The sequence below is a fragment of the Pseudomonas sp. GNP014 genome, assembly GCF_054344005.1.
This window is the reverse complement of the sequence record NZ_JBTGUS010000001.1, coordinates 40,329-56,650: the sequence shown is the minus strand read 5'-3', so window position 1 is coordinate 56,650 and position 16,322 is coordinate 40,329. Positions and strand designations below refer to the sequence as shown.

General features: G+C 60.6%; 11 protein-coding genes. 4 read left to right on the top strand and 7 right to left on the bottom strand.

Going from position 1 to position 16,322, the window contains the following annotated elements:
- The first annotated feature begins 4 nt into the window (after positions 1 to 4).
- From ACXX9E_RS00260 to lpxC, 4 genes are all read left to right on the top strand, one after another.
- Complete coding sequence (locus ACXX9E_RS00260; protein ID WP_123463150.1) at positions 5 to 871, top strand: cell division protein FtsQ/DivIB; 867 nt, start codon at positions 5 to 7, stop codon at positions 869 to 871.
- Positions 872 to 886: 15 nt separating this feature from the next.
- Positions 887 to 2,146, top strand: coding sequence for a cell division protein FtsA (ftsA, locus tag ACXX9E_RS00255; protein WP_123463152.1), 1,260 nt, complete (start codon positions 887 to 889; stop codon positions 2,144 to 2,146).
- 103 nt (positions 2,147 to 2,249) lie between these two features.
- Positions 2,250 to 3,446 carry a cell division protein FtsZ gene (gene ftsZ, locus ACXX9E_RS00250; RefSeq protein WP_123463154.1) on the top strand — a complete coding sequence of 399 codons (1,197 nt, stop codon included), beginning with the start codon at positions 2,250 to 2,252 and terminating at the stop codon, positions 3,444 to 3,446.
- Positions 3,447 to 3,558: 112 nt separating this feature from the next.
- Entirely contained in the window at positions 3,559 to 4,470 is a 912-nt protein-coding gene (lpxC, locus tag ACXX9E_RS00245) for a UDP-3-O-acyl-N-acetylglucosamine deacetylase (RefSeq protein ID WP_007916984.1), read from the top strand.
- 178 nt (positions 4,471 to 4,648) lie between these two features.
- Here the strand turns inward: lpxC and ACXX9E_RS00240 are convergent, their stop codons facing one another.
- From ACXX9E_RS00240 to ACXX9E_RS00210, 7 genes are all read right to left on the bottom strand, one after another.
- On the bottom strand, positions 4,649 to 6,154 hold the full coding sequence (locus ACXX9E_RS00240) for a sensor domain-containing diguanylate cyclase (protein ID WP_458554905.1): 1,506 nt from the start codon (positions 6,152 to 6,154) through the stop codon (positions 4,649 to 4,651).
- 194 nt (positions 6,155 to 6,348) lie between these two features.
- Positions 6,349 to 7,665 carry an OprD family porin gene (locus ACXX9E_RS00235; protein WP_458554904.1) on the bottom strand — a complete coding sequence of 439 codons (1,317 nt, stop codon included), beginning with the start codon at positions 7,663 to 7,665 and terminating at the stop codon, positions 6,349 to 6,351.
- A gap of 197 nt (positions 7,666 to 7,862) precedes the next feature.
- Positions 7,863 to 8,084, bottom strand: coding sequence for a hypothetical protein (locus ACXX9E_RS00230; protein ID WP_123463160.1), 222 nt, complete (start codon positions 8,082 to 8,084; stop codon positions 7,863 to 7,865).
- A 911-nt stretch (positions 8,085 to 8,995) separates the two neighbouring features.
- On the bottom strand, positions 8,996 to 10,360 hold the full coding sequence (locus tag ACXX9E_RS00225) for a heavy metal sensor histidine kinase (protein WP_186748519.1): 1,365 nt from the start codon (positions 10,358 to 10,360) through the stop codon (positions 8,996 to 8,998).
- Positions 10,350 to 11,027 (bottom strand): heavy metal response regulator transcription factor, encoded by a 678-nt coding sequence (locus ACXX9E_RS00220; RefSeq protein ID WP_025109277.1) that lies wholly within the window; start codon positions 11,025 to 11,027, stop codon positions 10,350 to 10,352. The genes ACXX9E_RS00225 and ACXX9E_RS00220 overlap by 11 nt, the downstream gene beginning before the upstream one ends.
- A gap of 9 nt (positions 11,028 to 11,036) precedes the next feature.
- The gene (locus tag ACXX9E_RS00215) at positions 11,037 to 14,138 is read right to left on the bottom strand and encodes a multidrug efflux RND transporter permease subunit (protein WP_186748520.1); all 3,102 of its coding nucleotides are present in this window, start codon (positions 14,136 to 14,138) and stop codon (positions 11,037 to 11,039) included.
- Positions 14,135 to 15,292: an efflux RND transporter periplasmic adaptor subunit gene (locus ACXX9E_RS00210; RefSeq protein WP_267805066.1), complete on the bottom strand. Its 1,158-nt coding sequence runs from the start codon at positions 15,290 to 15,292 to the stop codon at positions 14,135 to 14,137. Before ACXX9E_RS00210 ends, ACXX9E_RS00215 begins: the two co-directional genes overlap by 4 nt.
- Positions 15,293 to 16,322 lie beyond the last annotated feature (1,030 nt).

Sequence of the window (16,322 nt, the reverse complement as noted above, 5' to 3'; positions counted from 1 at the left end):
GACGATGCAAGGCGCTCAGCTCAGACATCAGTCACCCGCACCCGGCCGTAAGCCGGTGCCGCGGGGTGCCAGCCGAATGGTGGCCAAAGAGCCGATGTCTGCGCGCCTGCCGAAAGCCAACTTCGGTTTTCTGAAAAGCCTGTTCTGGCCGGTGCTGCTGGTGGTCCTGGGGTTTGGCACTTACGAAGGCGCGCAGCGGTTACTGCCGTACGCCGACCGGCCAATCACCAAGATCGCCGTGCAGGGCGACCTGAGCTACATCAGCCAGCAAGCGGTGCAGCAGCGAATCGCCCCGTACGTGGCGTCGAGCTTCTTCACCATCGACCTGGCCGGTATGCGCACCGAGCTTGAGCAGATGCCGTGGATTGCCCACGCCGAAGTGCGCCGGGTATGGCCCGATCAGGTGGTGATCCGCCTCGAAGAGCAACTGCCCGTGGCCCGTTGGGGCGACGAGTCGCTGCTGAACAACCAGGGCCAGGCGTTTACGCCCAAGGAACTGGCGAACTACGAACACCTGCCGCAGCTGTTCGGTCCACAACGGGCCCAACAGCAAGTGATGCAGCAATACCAGGTGCTGAGCCAGATGCTGCGGCCGTTGGGCTTCTCGATTGCACGCCTGGAACTGCGTGAACGCGGGAGCTGGTTCCTGACCACCGGTGCCGGCAGTTCCGGCCCCGGCATCGAGTTGCTGCTGGGACGCGGCAACCTGGTGGAAAAGATGCGCCGCTTCATTGCCATCTATGACAAGACGCTTAAAGACCAGATTACGAACATTGCGCGCATCGATCTGCGCTACGCCAACGGCCTCGCCGTTGGCTGGCGGGAACCTGTAGCGCCGACGACAGCCCAACCCGCTGTCGCAAAGAATTAAGAAGAGGCAGGACCCATGGCAAACGTGCAAAGCGGCAAAATGATCGTCGGTCTGGATATCGGCACCTCCAAAGTGGTGGCGCTGGTAGGCGAGGTCGCGGACGACGGCACGCTGGAAATCGTCGGTATCGGTACTCACCCGTCCCGCGGCCTGAAGAAGGGCGTGGTGGTGAATATCGAGTCCACCGTGCAATCGATCCAGCGCGCGATCGAAGAAGCCCAACTGATGGCGGGCTGCCGCATTCACTCGGCGTTCGTCGGCGTGGCGGGCAATCACATTCGCAGCCTGAACTCCCACGGCATCGTCGCGATTCGTGATCGCGAAGTGAGCTCCGCTGACCTCGAGCGTGTACTCGACGCCGCCCAGGCCGTGGCGATCCCGGCTGACCAGCGCGTGCTGCACACCCTGCCGCAGGATTACGTGATCGACAACCAGGAAGGCGTCCGCGAGCCTCTGGGCATGTCCGGCGTCCGTCTGGAAGCCAAGGTTCACGTGGTCACCTGCGCCGTCAACGCCGCACAGAACATTGAAAAATGCGTGCGTCGCTGCGGTCTGGAAATCGACGACATCATTCTCGAGCAACTGGCCTCGGCCTACTCGGTGCTGACCGATGACGAAAAAGAGCTGGGCGTGTGCCTGGTCGACATCGGCGGCGGCACCACCGACATCGCGATCTTCACCGAAGGCGCGATCCGCCACACCGCAGTGATCCCGATTGCCGGTGATCAGGTGACCAACGACATCGCCATGGCGTTGCGCACCCCGACCCAGTACGCCGAAGAAATCAAGATCCGCTACGCCTGCGCCCTGGCCAAACTGGCCGGTGCCGGTGAAACCATCAAGGTGCCGAGCGTCGGCGACCGTCCACCGCGTGAACTGTCGCGTCAGGCTCTGGCCGAAGTGGTCGAGCCGCGTTACGACGAACTGTTCACCCTGATCCAGGCCGAGCTGCGTCGCAGCGGCTACGAAGACCTGATCCCGGCGGGCATCGTCCTGACCGGCGGCACGTCGAAGATGGAAGGCGCCACCGAACTGGCCGAAGAAATCTTCCACATGCCGGTCCGCCTCGGCGTGCCGCATGGCGTCAAGGGCCTGGATGACGTGGTGCGCAACCCGATTTATTCCACTGGCGTGGGTTTGTTGATGTACGGCCTGCAAAAGCAGTCCGACGGGGTTTCGTTCTCCGGCATCGGCAGCCGCGACAGCTACAGCAACGAAGAGCCACAGGCGCCGTTGCTGGACCGATTGAAGAAGTGGGTTCAAGGCAACTTTTAAAAGCAGCTCGGAGCGTCAAGCTTCAAGCGGCAAGCAATAGCAGTAGATGCACCGCAACAAACAGCAGTAGGCGAAAAAACTAGAGAATGTAAGGAGAGGGAAAATGTTCGAACTCGTAGACAACATCCCCGCAAGCCCGGTAATCAAAGTTATCGGTGTTGGCGGTGGCGGCGGCAACGCTGTCAACCACATGGTCAAGAGCAACATCGAAGGCGTTGAGTTCATCTGCGCCAACACCGATGCTCAAGCGCTGAAAAACATCGGCGCGCGGACCATCCTGCAACTGGGCACCGGCGTGACCAAAGGGCTGGGCGCTGGTGCCAACCCTGAAGTAGGTCGTCAGGCCGCTCTGGAAGACCGTGAGCGCATTGCCGAAGTCCTGCAGGGCACCAACATGGTGTTCATCACCACCGGCATGGGTGGCGGTACCGGTACCGGTGCTGCGCCGATCATCGCCGAAGTGGCCAAGGAAATGGGCATTCTGACCGTTGCTGTCGTAACGCGTCCGTTCCCGTTCGAAGGCCGCAAGCGTATGCAGATCGCCGATGAAGGCATCCGCATGCTCTCCGAAAGCGTCGACTCGTTGATCACCATTCCCAACGAGAAGCTGCTGACCATCCTCGGTAAAGACGCAAGCCTGCTGTCGGCTTTCGCCAAGGCAGACGATGTACTGGCCGGTGCCGTTCGCGGTATCTCCGACATCATCAAGCGTCCGGGCATGATCAACGTCGACTTCGCCGACGTGCGTACCGTGATGAGCGAAATGGGCATGGCGATGATGGGCACTGGCTGCGCCAGCGGTCCGAACCGTGCACGTGAAGCCACTGAAGCGGCGATCCGCAACCCGCTGCTGGAAGACGTGAACCTGCAAGGCGCGCGCGGCATCCTGGTGAACATCACCGCCGGTCCTGACCTGTCCCTGGGTGAGTACTCCGACGTGGGTAGCATCATCGAAGCCTTCGCTTCTGAGCACGCGATGGTCAAGGTCGGTACCGTGATCGATCCGGACATGCGCGACGAACTGCACGTTACCGTGGTTGCCACCGGTCTGGGCGCGAAAATCGAGAAGCCTGTGAAGGTCATCGACAACACCGTTCACACTTCGATGGCGGCTGCTCAAGTGCAACAACCGGCTCCGACCCGTCAGGAAGCACCCGCGGTGAACTACCGTGATCTGGACCGTCCGACCGTCATGCGCAACCAGGCTCAGGCCGGTGCTGCGGCTGCCGCGAAGATGAATCCGCAAGATGACCTGGACTACCTGGACATCCCGGCTTTCCTGCGTCGTCAGGCTGATTGATGGAATGTATCAGGGCTATGAAGGTGATTGGTGTTCAGCAAAGGCTCGGTCTGCTATCATCGCCAGCCTTTGTTGATACCAGTTCGCAATTTGCGCTGAAGCGGCCCAAGCCATGATTAAACAACGCACACTGAAAAATATTATCCGTGCCACAGGTGTAGGCCTGCACTCCGGTGAGAAGGTCTATCTGACCCTCAAGCCTGCGCCTGTCGACACTGGCATTGTGTTTTGTCGCGCTGACCTCGACCCTGTGGTGCAGATACCTGCCCGCGCGGAAAACGTCGGTGAAACCACTATGTCGACGACGCTGATTAACGGCGACGTCAAAGTGGACACGGTAGAGCACTTGCTCTCGGCCATGGCTGGCCTGGGCATCGATAACGCCTACGTCGAGCTCTCCGCGTCCGAAGTCCCGATCATGGATGGCAGCGCTGGACCTTTCGTATTCCTGATTCAATCGGCTGGCCTGGAAGAACAGGACGCCGCCAAGAAATTCATCCGCATCCTGCGTGAAGTGACAGTGGAAGACGGCGACAAGCGCGCCACTTTCGTCCCTTTCGAAGGGTTCAAGGTGAGCTTCGAGATCGATTTCGATCACCCGGTATTCCGGGACCGCACCCAAAGTGCAAGCGTGGATTTTTCCAGCACTTCGTTCGTAAAAGAAGTCAGCCGCGCCCGTACCTTTGGTTTCATGAGTGATATCGAGTACCTGCGCAAGCACAACCTCGCACTCGGCGGCAGCGTTGAAAACGCAATCGTGGTCGATGCCGATGGCGTACTGAACGAAGACGGTCTTCGCTATGAAGACGAATTCGTGAAGCACAAGATCCTCGATGCCATTGGCGATCTGTACCTGCTGGGTAACAGCCTGATTGGTGAGTTCAAAGGCTTCAAGTCCGGTCATGCACTGAACAACCAGTTGCTGCGCAAGTTGATTGAGCAGACAGATGCTTGGGAAGTGGTGACGTTCGAAGACGCCAGTACCGCACCGATCTCTTACATGCGCCCGGTTGCGGCAGTGTAAGTAAAAAACCTCTCTAGTTTTTTGAAGGCCATCCTCGGATGGCCTTTTTTTATGCCTGTGGTTTCTCTAGTGCCTGATCTGGCCTCTTCGCGAGCAAGCTCGCTCCCACAGGGGAATGCACTTCAAATGTGGGAGCGAGCTTGCTCGCGAAGGCGCCGGTGCAATCGCCACAGACCTTTCAGGTAGCCACCACCACCCGATTGCGCCCACCTTCCTTGGCCTGATACAGCGCCTTGTCCGCCGCAAACAACAGCTGCTCCAGCGTCATTTCCTTCGCCGCCGTCCACGTCGCGATGCCAATGCTCACGGTCATCGGCCACTCCGCGCCGTCGACCAACGGCAACTGCTCCACCGCCTGACGAATATGCTCGGCAATCTGCTGTGCGCCATGGCCATCGGTCTCGGCCAGAATCACTGAAAACTCCTCGCCGCCATAGCGCGCCACCAGATCCGCCGGTCGCCGCACATTTTCGGTGATGACCTTGGCCAGCGTCTTCAGCGCCCGGTCGCCGGCCTGATGGCCATGCCGGTCATTGAACGCCTTGAAGTGATCGGCATCGATCATCATCACCGACAACGGCTGGCCTGAACGCTGGGCGCGGAACCACTCGTGGCGCAACGACTGATCGAGCATGCGCCGGTTGGCCACGCCGGTCAGTGCATCGGTCGCGGCCAGTTGCGCCAGCTCGCGCTCGGCGCGCTGGCGCAAACGCAGCTCCCGGGCGAGCAGCCAGGTCAACCAGAGTAATCCGGCGCAGAGCACGCCGGTGGCACCACTGATCAGTATCGCGGTACGGCGCCAGGTGCCGAACACTTCATCGCTGGACAGCGCGACCATCACCGTCAGGGGCAGATTGCCGACCCGCGAATAGGTGTAGAGGCGTTGCTGATGGTCCATGCTCGAGGTGCTGGTGAAACTGCCATTGCCGTCCTTGTCGCCCAGTATCCGCATCACGTTTGGTCGGTTGCCGAAACTCTTGCCGATGGAGTCGCTTTGCAGATACGGCTTCTGCGCCAACAGGACGCCGTCGCTGTTGATGATGTTCAGCGTGCTGTCTTTGCCGATATCGAGGCTGTTGAACAACTGATCGAAGTAGTCGAGCTTCATCGACGCCACCGCCACGCCGACGAACTCGCCGGTGTCCGAGGAAATCCGCCGACTGAAGCTGATGCGCCACTGGTTGGCCTCGTCGCAATCGCAGCGGGTTTTGAATGGACGACTGATGAACATACCGGTGTCGCGGTTTAAGGCATGGGCGAGGAAGTACTCGCGGTCGGCAAAGTTGCCCGGCTTGGGCACTATCCGTGAAGAGTCGGCGACCACATCGCCGTGCTTGTCGAGCAACAGGATGTCGCCCTTGAAGCGAGCCGCCGTGGAACGGTCGAACAGCGCCAGATGGCGGATCTGCGGGGTGACGTCGTGCAAGTCATCGCGTTGGGCGGCCGCGATCAGGCCTTGCAGGGTCAGGTCGTAGAGTTCGACCGTGCGCAGCACGTCGGCGTCGATCAACTGCGCGATGGTGGTTGCGCTGCGGGTGGCCGTTTCCTGAGCGCTGGCGTGCTCGCGAATCAGTAGAAAAGTGACGATGCACAGAATCGCGATCACCGTCAGTGAACTGCCGCAGATCAGCAGCAATTCGGGGCGTCCGGTCTTGCCCGCAGGTGAGGTACGGTTCGCGATCATGGTGGGGGCTGTCGGTTGAGGAGATCTTGTTAGCGTAGTTGCACAAACACTGAATCGACTGTGGCGAGGGCGCTTGCTCCCGTTGGGCCGCGTAGCGACCCCTCTTTTTGCGGAGGGGCCTGCTGCGCAGTCCAGCGGGAGCAAGCGGCCTCGCCACAGGATCTGTGCGAGTCGCGCCTGACTTTGGGATGATCTTAGAAGACGTTGATCGGGTAGTCGATGATGACACGGTATTCATCTGTGTCAGTGTCGATCGCGCCGTAGCCGTTGCCGCCACGGTTGGTCGCCCATTGCAGGCGTATCGCGAGGTCTTTGGCCTGGCCGCTCTGCACCAAGTATTTCAGGTCGATGTCGCGCTCCCAGTGCTTGGCGTTGCGACCGTCGGCGCTGTACCACGAGGCGTAACCTTTGCTGGCCGGGTCGACCTTGGTCAGGTCCACGGTACCGCGCGAGTAGGACACCGCCGAGGTCAGGCCCGGCATGCCGAGACCAGCGAAGTCATACGCGTACTTGAGCTTCCACGAGCGCTCGTTCGGACCATTGAAGTCCGAGTACTGCTGGGAGTTATCGAGGTAAACGCTGTCACCCTGGCTGATGTAGTCGAACGGCGTGTTGCCGTTGACCCGTTGGTAAGCGGCCGTGACGCTGTGGCTGCCGATGCCGACGGTGAAATGCAGGCTGTAGGTGTTGTTGTCGATGTCACCCAGCAATGCGTCGCCGGTGTCCTGCGTGTGATAGAAGTGCAGGCCCGGGTTGAGGCTGACCAGATCGTTAAGCGTCCAGGTGTAGTCGAGATCGTAGTAGTACTGGTTCCAGATGTCCTTCAGCTCGGCGGCGTACAGATTGCTGGTCAGGCCTTCGACGCCGCTCCAGGAAACCCCGGTCCAGTTCAGATGGCGGCTTTCGTCACCGTCGGCGAGTTGGCCGTACGAGGTGCCGATGCGCTGGCGACCGCTCTGGTTGTAAGGCTTGGTGAAACTGGCCTGGCCACCCTCGAACATCCAGCCGTCGAAGCTGTGGTTGGTCAGGCTGACGCCACGGAAGGTCTGCGGCAGCATGCGGCTGTCACCACCGGCGATCACCGGGTTGGTGAGGAACAGGTCGCCGGCCTTCAACTCGGTATCGAACGCACGCATTTTCAGGGTGCCGCCGGCAGTCGAGAACGCGCCCGGTGCCTTGCCGTTGCCATCGCTCACCGGGAGGATGCTCGAACCCTCCGTGCCGCCACCGCCATCGAGCTTCAGCCCGAGCATGGCGTGAGCGTCGATGCCGAAGCCGACGGTGCCTTCGGTGTAACCCGACTGGAAGATCCCGAGAAATCCCTGGCCCCACTCGATGTTGTCGTCCGTCTGCTGCAGACGGTTGCGATTCATGTAGTAGTTACGGGCGTTGAGGTTGAGGCTCGCGCCTTCAACGAAACCCGCTTTGGCCGCTTCGTCGGCCTGGGCGGCGGGAGCAATCGTTGCGGCGATTGCAATGAATAACGGGGTATAGCGGACTGGGTAACGCACTTGCGGTAAAGCTCCTTGGGTCAACTGACCCCTCAATGTCTTGAGGGGCTGGATGTTTCTTGTTGTTACAGACGAACCGGATGGCTTTCAGACCACAACGAAAAAAGGCCGCTGAACATCAGCGGCCTGGAATGACGACGGTTGAACGGGAAGAGCCAAACAACCGCGTCGAGGGAAACGTTGGAACGGCGCGCGACTCAGCTGTCCTTCTCGGACGCTTTAGCCTGGGAAGCGGCGGCCTGCGGGGCTTGTGTGGCGTCTTGCGATTTGGCCATCACTTCTGCCTGAGACTGTTCGAACGCGTGAGCGCGAGCGGCATTCTGCGCTACGAACGACTGCGATTCTTCAGCCATCGCCATCGGCGACAGGATCAACGAGGACAAAACGAAAGCGCTGGCAATACCCATACTGTTGGACATCTTGAAAACCTTCTTGCTTGGCAAGTGCTGTTTGGTGCGGGCAAAGATAAGGTTGCCGGGCGTTGGGAAACAGCGTGATTTTCATAAATGACTGTTACATCAGAAGCAAAAGTCACCCCCTCACCCCAGCCCTCTCCCCCAAGGGGGCGAGGGGGAAAGGGAGCAGATCTCCATGCTTTTCAAAGCCTGAGTGCGACTGGCTATTTCAGGTCGGCGTACTTTGGGAGAACAGTGCGGTCAGTCCCAAGGGGGCGAGGGGGAAAGGGAGCAGGTCTCCATGCTTTTCAAAGCCTGAGTTCGGCTGGCTATTTCAGGTCGGCGTACTTCGGAATAACAACGCGGTCAGTCCCAAGTGGGCGAGGGGGAAAGGGAGCAGATCTCCATGCTTTTCAAAGCCTGAGTGCGACTGGTTATTTCAGGTCGGTGTATTTCGGAACAACAACGCGGTCAGTCCCAAGTGGGCGAGGGGGAAAGGGAGCAGACCTCCATGCTTTTCAAAGCCTGAGTGCGACTGGCTATTTCAGGTCGGCGTACTTTGGAAGAACAGTGCGGTCAGTCCCAAGGGGGCGAGGAGGAAAGGGAGCAGATCTCCATGCTTTTCAAAGCCTGAGTTCGACTGGTTATTTCAGGTCGGTGTATTTCGTAACAACAACGCGGTCAGTCCCAAGTGGGCGAGGGGGAAAGGGAGTAGATCTCCATGCTTTTCAAAGCCGGAGTTCGACTGGCTATTTCAGGTCGGCGTATTTCGGAACAACAACGCGGTCAGTCCCAAGTAGGCGAGGGGGAAAGGGAGCAGGTCTCCATGCTTTTCAAAGCCTGAGTTCGACTGGCTATTTCAGGTCGGTGTATTTCGGAACAACAGCGCGGTCAGTCCCCTCTCCCTCTGGGAGAGGGTTAGGGTGAGGGGCTTTTCAGACCGGCAGATAAATCCCGAAGGTATTCATCCCTCGATCGCTGCGCACAAACACATCCCCGCCATGCATCAGCGCAATCGCCTTGACGATCGCCAGCCCCAAACCATGGTTGTTGCCGCTGTTGCTGCGCGACGCATCCACTCGGTAGAAGCGCTCGAACAGGCGCGGCAAATGCTCGCTGGCAATCGGCGATCCGGGGTTGGCCACGCCGATGCTCACCTGGTGCTCTTCCACCTCGATGTGCACTTCGATCACCTGGCCCGGCCCGGTGTGCTGCACCGCGTTGCTCAACAGATTGATCAACGCCCGACGCAAATGCGCGATCTCGATCCGCACCTGCGCATCGCCACTCACGTGTACCTGTACTTGCGCGTCTTCGAGGATGAAATCCAGGTACTCCAGCGTGGTCGCCACTTCATCGGCCAGCGAAGCTTCGGTGAGCCTGGTCGCCTTGCTGCCCTGGTCGGCGCTGGCCAGAAACAGCATGTCGTTGATGATCGAACGCAGCCGTTCCAGCTCTTCAAGATTGGATTGCAGCACCTCGAAATAATGCTCGGCAGAGCGCCCGCGGGTCAGTGCGACCTGGGTCTGGCCGATCAGGTTGGTCAGCGGTGAGCGCAGTTCATGGGCCACGTCGGCGTTGAACGATTCCAGCCGCGAATAGGCTTGTTCGACCCGTTCCAGCGTCGAGTTGAACGAGTCGACAAACTGCTCAAGCTCCGGCGGCAACGGCGACATCCGCAAGCGCCCGGCCCGCAGTGGCGGCGCCAGTCGTTGCGCCTCCTGAGACAGTTTGATCAGCGGTTTGAGGCCGATGTGCGCCACCCAGTAACCCAGCGCGGAAGCCATCAACACCCCGGCAATCGCCAGGCCGATCAGGGCGATCAGCAGGTTGTGCTGGGTCTCGTGGAAGGTCTCGGTGTCGATGCCGATCATGAAGCGCAGCGGCGGACGCTGATCCTTGGCCGGCAGTTCGGTGAGCAGCACTTTCAGCGGATAGGGATGATCGGGCAACTGCAGGTCATGCATGCCCGTCGGGCCTTTGGCGAAGGCGCGGATCAGCGCATCCGGCTGACCATATTCGTAGCCCGGATCACCACTCACCACCCAGAACCGAATGCGTTTGTCCTCTTCGCCCAGCAGCTTCAGCTTGGCGTTGATCTTCACCCAGTGTTCCGGCGTGCCGTAGCGATTGAGCGCCGACTCGAGCACGCTGTAACGTGCGTCCAGTTCGGCTTCCGGCAGCAGGCCGAGGCCCTTGTCGACCTGCTGATACAACGCGCCGCCGATCAACAGAAACACCAGCAGCGCCACCAGCGTAAACATGCCGCTTAAACGCAGGGCAATCGAGTTACTGGACACCGCGGCTCTCCAGCACATAACCCATGCCGCGAATGGTGTGCAGCAGTTTCTCGTCGAACGGCCCGTCGAGCTTGGCGCGCAGGCGTTTGATCGCGACTTCGACGACGTTGGCATCGCTGTCGAAATTGATGTCCCAGACCATCTCGGCAATCGCGGTTTTCGAGAGGATTTCACCCTGGCGGCGGGCGAGGACGCTCAACAGCGAGAACTCTTTGGCGGTCAGATCCAGCCGGGTACCGGCCCGAGTGGCCTTGCGGCTGATCAAATCTATCCACAGGTCGGCGATGCTCACCTGCACCGGTTCATGGCCGCCGCTGCGCCGGGTCAGCGCTTGCAGGCGCGCCACCAGTTCGAGGAAGGAAAACGGCTTGCCGAGGTAATCGTCGGCGCCGTCGCGCAGGCCTTTGATCCGGTCTTCGACCCGTTCGCGGGCGGTGAGCATGATCACTGGCGTCTGCTTGCGCGCCCGCAACGCGCGCAGCACACCGAAGCCATCCAGGCCCGGCAACATCACGTCGAGGACAATCACCGCGTAGTCGCCTTCCAGCGCCAGGTGCAGGCCTTCGACGCCGTCGCGGGCCAGATCCACGGTGTAACCCTGTTCCGTCAGACCGCGGTGCAGATAATCCGCGGTTTTTTCCTCGTCTTCGATAATCAGAACGCGCATGACCCTGCCTCAGTCTGTGGTCGCCAGTGCCGCCGTGGGTACTGGTTTGGGGCGGTGAAACAGCCGCTCAAGCCACAAGTATATGACCGGCGTGGTGAACAGCGTCAGCATCTGGCTGACCAGCAACCCGCCGACCACGGCGATCCCCAGCGGCTGGCGCAGTTCGGCGCCGGTGCCATAGCCGAGCATCAGCGGCAGGGCGCCGAGCAGGGCGGCGAGGGTGGTCATGATGATCGGCCGGAACCGCGTGATGCACGCCTCGAAAATCGCCTCCTGCGGCGACAGCCCTCGATTACGCTGCGCTTCAAGGGCAAAGTCGATCATCAGAATGCCGTTCTTCTTGACGATACCGATCAGCAACACCAGCCCGATCAACGCCATGATCGAAAAGTCCTGGCCGCAGATCCACAGCATGATCACCGCACCCAAACCTGCCGCCGGCAGCGTCGAGATGATCGTCAGTGGATGCACGAAGCTCTCATAAAGCACGCCGAGAATGATGTACACCGCCACCAGCGCCGCAAGAATCAGCCACGGCTGACTGGCCAGCGAACTCTGGAACGCCTGCGCCGCGCCCTGGAAATTGCCGCTGATCGCCGTCGGCATGCCGATCTCGGCCTTGGCCTGATCGAGCAGGATCACCGCATCACCCAGTGCCACGCCGGGCGCGAGGTTGAACGACAGGTTGGCGGCGGGGAACATGCCGTCGTGGGCAATCGACAGCGGACCGATGGTCGGCGCGTCGAATTTGGCCAGCGCCGACAGCGGCACCATCTCGCCACTCAACGGCGAGCGCAGGTAAAAGTAATTGAGGCTTTCGGCCTTGCCACGTTGTTTGGTGTCCAGCTCCAGAATCACGTTGTACTGGTTGACCTGGGTCTGGAACTCATTGATCTGCCGTTGGCCGAAGGCATCGTACAGCGCCTCGTCGACATCGCTCGCAGTCAGGCCGAAACGTGCGGCGGCGCTGCGGTCGATGCTGATGTGGGTGATGCTGCCGCCCAATTGCAAGTCGTTGGAGATGTCGCGGAACGCCGGGTTGCTGCGCAGTTTTTCGGTCAGGCGCTGGGTCCATGTCGCGAGGGTTGCGCCGTCGTTGCTCTTGAGCACGTATTGATACTGTGCGCGGCTCGGGCCGGAGCTGAGGTTGATGTCCTGGCCGGCGCGCAGATAGAGGACGATGCCGGGGACTTTCATCAGTTGCGGACGAATCCGGTCGATGAACTGACTGGCCGAGACATCACGGTCGCCGCGTTTTTTCAAAGCAATCCAGAAGCGCCCGTTGGCGATGGTCTGGTTGCTGCCGGACACACCCACCGAGTGGGAAAACGCTTGCACGGCCGGGTCGGCGGCGACGATTTCGGCCATCGCCAGGTGTTTTTTCACCATGTCGCCGTAGGAGATATCCGCCGCGGCTTCGGTGGTGCCGAGGACGAAACCGGTGTCCTGCACCGGGAAGAAACCCTTGGGGATAAAGATGTAACCGCCAATCGCCATCGCCAGCGACAGGCCAAACACACCAATCATCAGTTTCTGATGGGCGAGGGCGCGGCGCAGGCCTTTCTCATACCAGCCGAGCAGGCGTTCGCTGAAGCCCGGTTTATCGCTGGCGTGATGCGCCGGTTTACGCATGAACAGCGCCGCCAGCGTTGGCGCCAGGGTCAGCGACACCACCACGGAAATCATGATGGTCGAGGTCGCCGTCAGGGCGAATTCCTTGAACAGTCGTCCGACCACGCCGCCCATGAACAGCAGCGGAATGAACGCCGCCACCAGCGAAAAGCTGATCGACACCACGGTGAATCCGATCTCGCCGGCGCCCTTGATCGCCGCTTCGCGCATGTCGTCGCCGGCCTCCAGATGTCGGTGGATGTTTTCCACCACCACAATCGCATCGTCGACCACGAAGCCGACCGCGACGACGATCGCCACCAGCGTCAGGTTGTTCAGGCTGAAGCCCAACAGGTACATGAGGGCGAAACTGGCGGTCAGCGACACGCCGAGTACCGCCGACACAATCATCGTCGCCGACAACTGGCGCAGGAACAGCGCCATCACCGCCACCACGAGCAGGATCGCGATCAACAGGGTGATCTCGACTTCATGCAGCGAGGCACGAATGGTCTGGGTGCGGTCGATCAGGGTTTTCACCTGCACCGAGGCCGGCAACATGGCTTCGAGGCCGGGCAGGGCGGCTTGAATGCGGTCAACGGTTTCCACAATGTTGGCGCCGGGCTGGCGCGAGATCACCAGGTTTACCCCCGGTTGATCGCCGGCCCACGCTTGCACATAGTCATCTTCCGAACCGTTGATAACGTTAGCGACATCTCTTAGGTGAACCGGGGCGCCGTCCTTATAGGAAACGATGAGCTGGCGGTATTCCTCGGGCTGGAACAACTGGTCGTTGGTCGACAGCGTGGAAATACTCGACTCGCCATACAGCGCACCTTTGGCCAGGTTGAGGCTGGTCTGCTGGATCGCCAGACGAATGTCGGCGAGGGTCAGGCCGATCGCCGCCAGTTTGTCGGCTGAGGCTTGGACGCGGATTGCCGGACGTTGCTGGCCGGTGATGTTGATTTGGCCTACACCGTCGATCTGACTGATCTGACGCGACAGCAGGGTTTCCACCAGGTCGCTGAGTTCGGTGCCGGGCATCTGCGTCGAGCTGACGCTGAGGATCAGCACCGGGCTGTCGGCGGGGTTGACCTTCTTCCAGGTCGGCAGCGTCGGCATGTCCTTGGGCAGTTTGCCGGCGGCGGTGTTGATCGCCGCCTGGACTTCTTGCGCGGCGGTGTCGATGCTCTTGTCGAGGGTGAATTGCAGGGTCAGCAGGCTGGAGCCGAGGGCACTGCTGGAGGTCATCTGGGTCATGCCGGGAATGGCGCTGAATTGCACCTCCAGCGGCGTAGCCACGGACGAGGCCATGGTGTCGGGGCTGGCGCCGGGTAACTTGGCCGAAACTTGAATCGTCGGAAATTCCGCTTCCGGCAGTGGGGCAATCGGCAAGCGCGGGAAGGCAATCGCGCCGACCAACACCAAGGCAATCGTCAGCAGAATCGTCGCGACCGGGTGGTCGATGCACCACGTGGAGATGCCTTTGTGCTCCTTCATGGTTTCGGCTCCGCTTGCACCACCTGTGGCGGCTCGCTCATGACCTGCACCGTGGAACCAGGTTTGAGCCGCGACTGGCCGTCGGTCACCAGCACGTCACCGGCCTTCACGCCTTTGATGATGTCCTGGCCGCTGCCCTGATAAACCATCTGCACTTGTACGACTTCGACCTTGTCGCCGTTCACCCGGTAGACGAAGTGTTGATCGAGCCCACGTTGTACGACGGTGGGCGGGACCACCAGCGCATCTTTGTCGAGGGCTGTCTGAATTTTTACCGTCACCAGCAGGCCGGGCCAGAGCTTCTGGCTGGCGTTGTCGAACTCGGCCTTGGCGCGGATGGTGCCGGTGTTGGCGTTGATCTGGTTGTCGATCAGGGTCAGGTGGCCTTCGCCGAGCAGGTTGCCGGTTTCGCCGTCGGTGTCGGCGCCGATGTAGGCCTTGACCGGGGCGTGTTGCGGGTCGTTGATCAGGCCTTGCAGGGTCGGCAGCATTTGCTGGGGCAGGGAGAACTCCACGGCGATCGGGTCGATCTGGGTCACGGTGAACAGGCCTTGGGCATCGGTCATGCGCAGGAAGTTGCCTTCGTCGACGGTACGTATACCGACGCGACCGGTGACCGGGGAGCGAATCTGTGTGTAGGACAGTTGTACCTGCGCCGCGTCGATCGAAGCCTGATTGCCTTGGGCGGTGGCTTTCAGTTGGTTGACCAGGGCTTGTTGCTGATCGTAGGTCTGCTTGGAGACGCCGTCGTCGACGCTGAGCAATTTGTAGCGTTTGAGGTTGACCAGGGCGACTTGCAGTTGCGCCTGGCTTTCGCCCAGTTGCGCGCGGGCCTGGTCGAGGCTGGCGCGGATGGAGCGGTCGTCGATGGTGGCCAGCAGGTCGCCTGCTTTGACGAGTTGGCCTTCTTTGACGAGGATTTTGGTGAGGATGCCGTCGACTTGCGGGCGCACGACCACGCTGTGGAGCGAGAGTACCGAGCCGATGCCGCTGGTGTAGCGGGGGACGTCTTTTTCGCTGACCGCGATCACTCGCACGGGGATGGCGGTGGGGGTGGCGAGTTTGGTCGGGGCGGGTTTGATTGCCCACCATGTGCCTGCGGCGGCCAGGACGATCACTAGGGCTAGCAGGGCTTTGTTCTTTTGGATTCGCATGCGGGGTGGGCGCCGGACGGAGTTTGGGCAGGGTTAGGGTCTTTATAAACTTGTTTTGGGGTCAGGAGGGTGACGGCTAGCTGTCGGCGCTGTCAGTTTTCTCTGTGTGTATATCCGTTGCTGCGGGTGTGGCTGATTACGGTTCCGCCCTTACGGCGGGTCACTTTTTCCAGACGCCGAAAAAGTAACCAAAAAGGCTTGCTCCTACGTGCGGCCCGCTCGCTGGGGCTCGGGGTTCCTTCGCTCCGGGACCGATTCGGGCGCAGCGCCTCCGGTTTGCTTCGCTGCACCTCCTCTCGCTGTGTTTGGCTGCGCCAAACGGTCGCTGCGCTCCCACGCCCGGATCAATCCCTCCACTCAGCCTTCCGATGTCGCCTTACAGATCAAAAGCCGCAGCCGAGCTAACGCTCATCCTGTTGAGTGGTGAAGAGCCACAGCGTGCTCGGCTTTGGATTTGTGGTGGAGCTGCCCCTCATCGGAACGCCGCCCGCCCAGCCCTCTCCCGAGGGAGAGGGAGCCGATTTGTGTGCTTTTCAAGATCCAAATTCAACGAGGTATTGCACGTCGGCGTACCTCCCGCAAACACCACGGTCAGTCCCCTCTCCCTCCGGGAGAGGGCTAGGGTGAGGGGCTTTTGATCTGTTTCAGAATCTGCGTTCGACCCGGTATTTCAGGTCGGCGTAGCCCTGCCAAACACCTCGATCAGTCCCCTCTCCCTCCGGGAGAGGGCTAGGGTGAGGGGCTTTTGATTTGTTTCAGAATCTGAGTTCGACTCGGTGTTTCACGTCGACGTAGCCCTGCCAAACACCTCGATCAGTCCCCTCTCCCTCCGGGAGAGGGCTAGGGTGAGGGGCTTTTGATCTGTTTCAAAACCTGAGTTCAACACGGTATCGCACGTCGGCGTAGCTCTGCCAAACACCACCGTCAGTTCCCTCTCCCTCCGGGAGAGGGCTAGGGTGAGGGTTGGCTTTTGGTTGTTTAAATTTGTGTCGAATAATCAGAACCTTCCCACAAGATTTTCAGGTTGTCC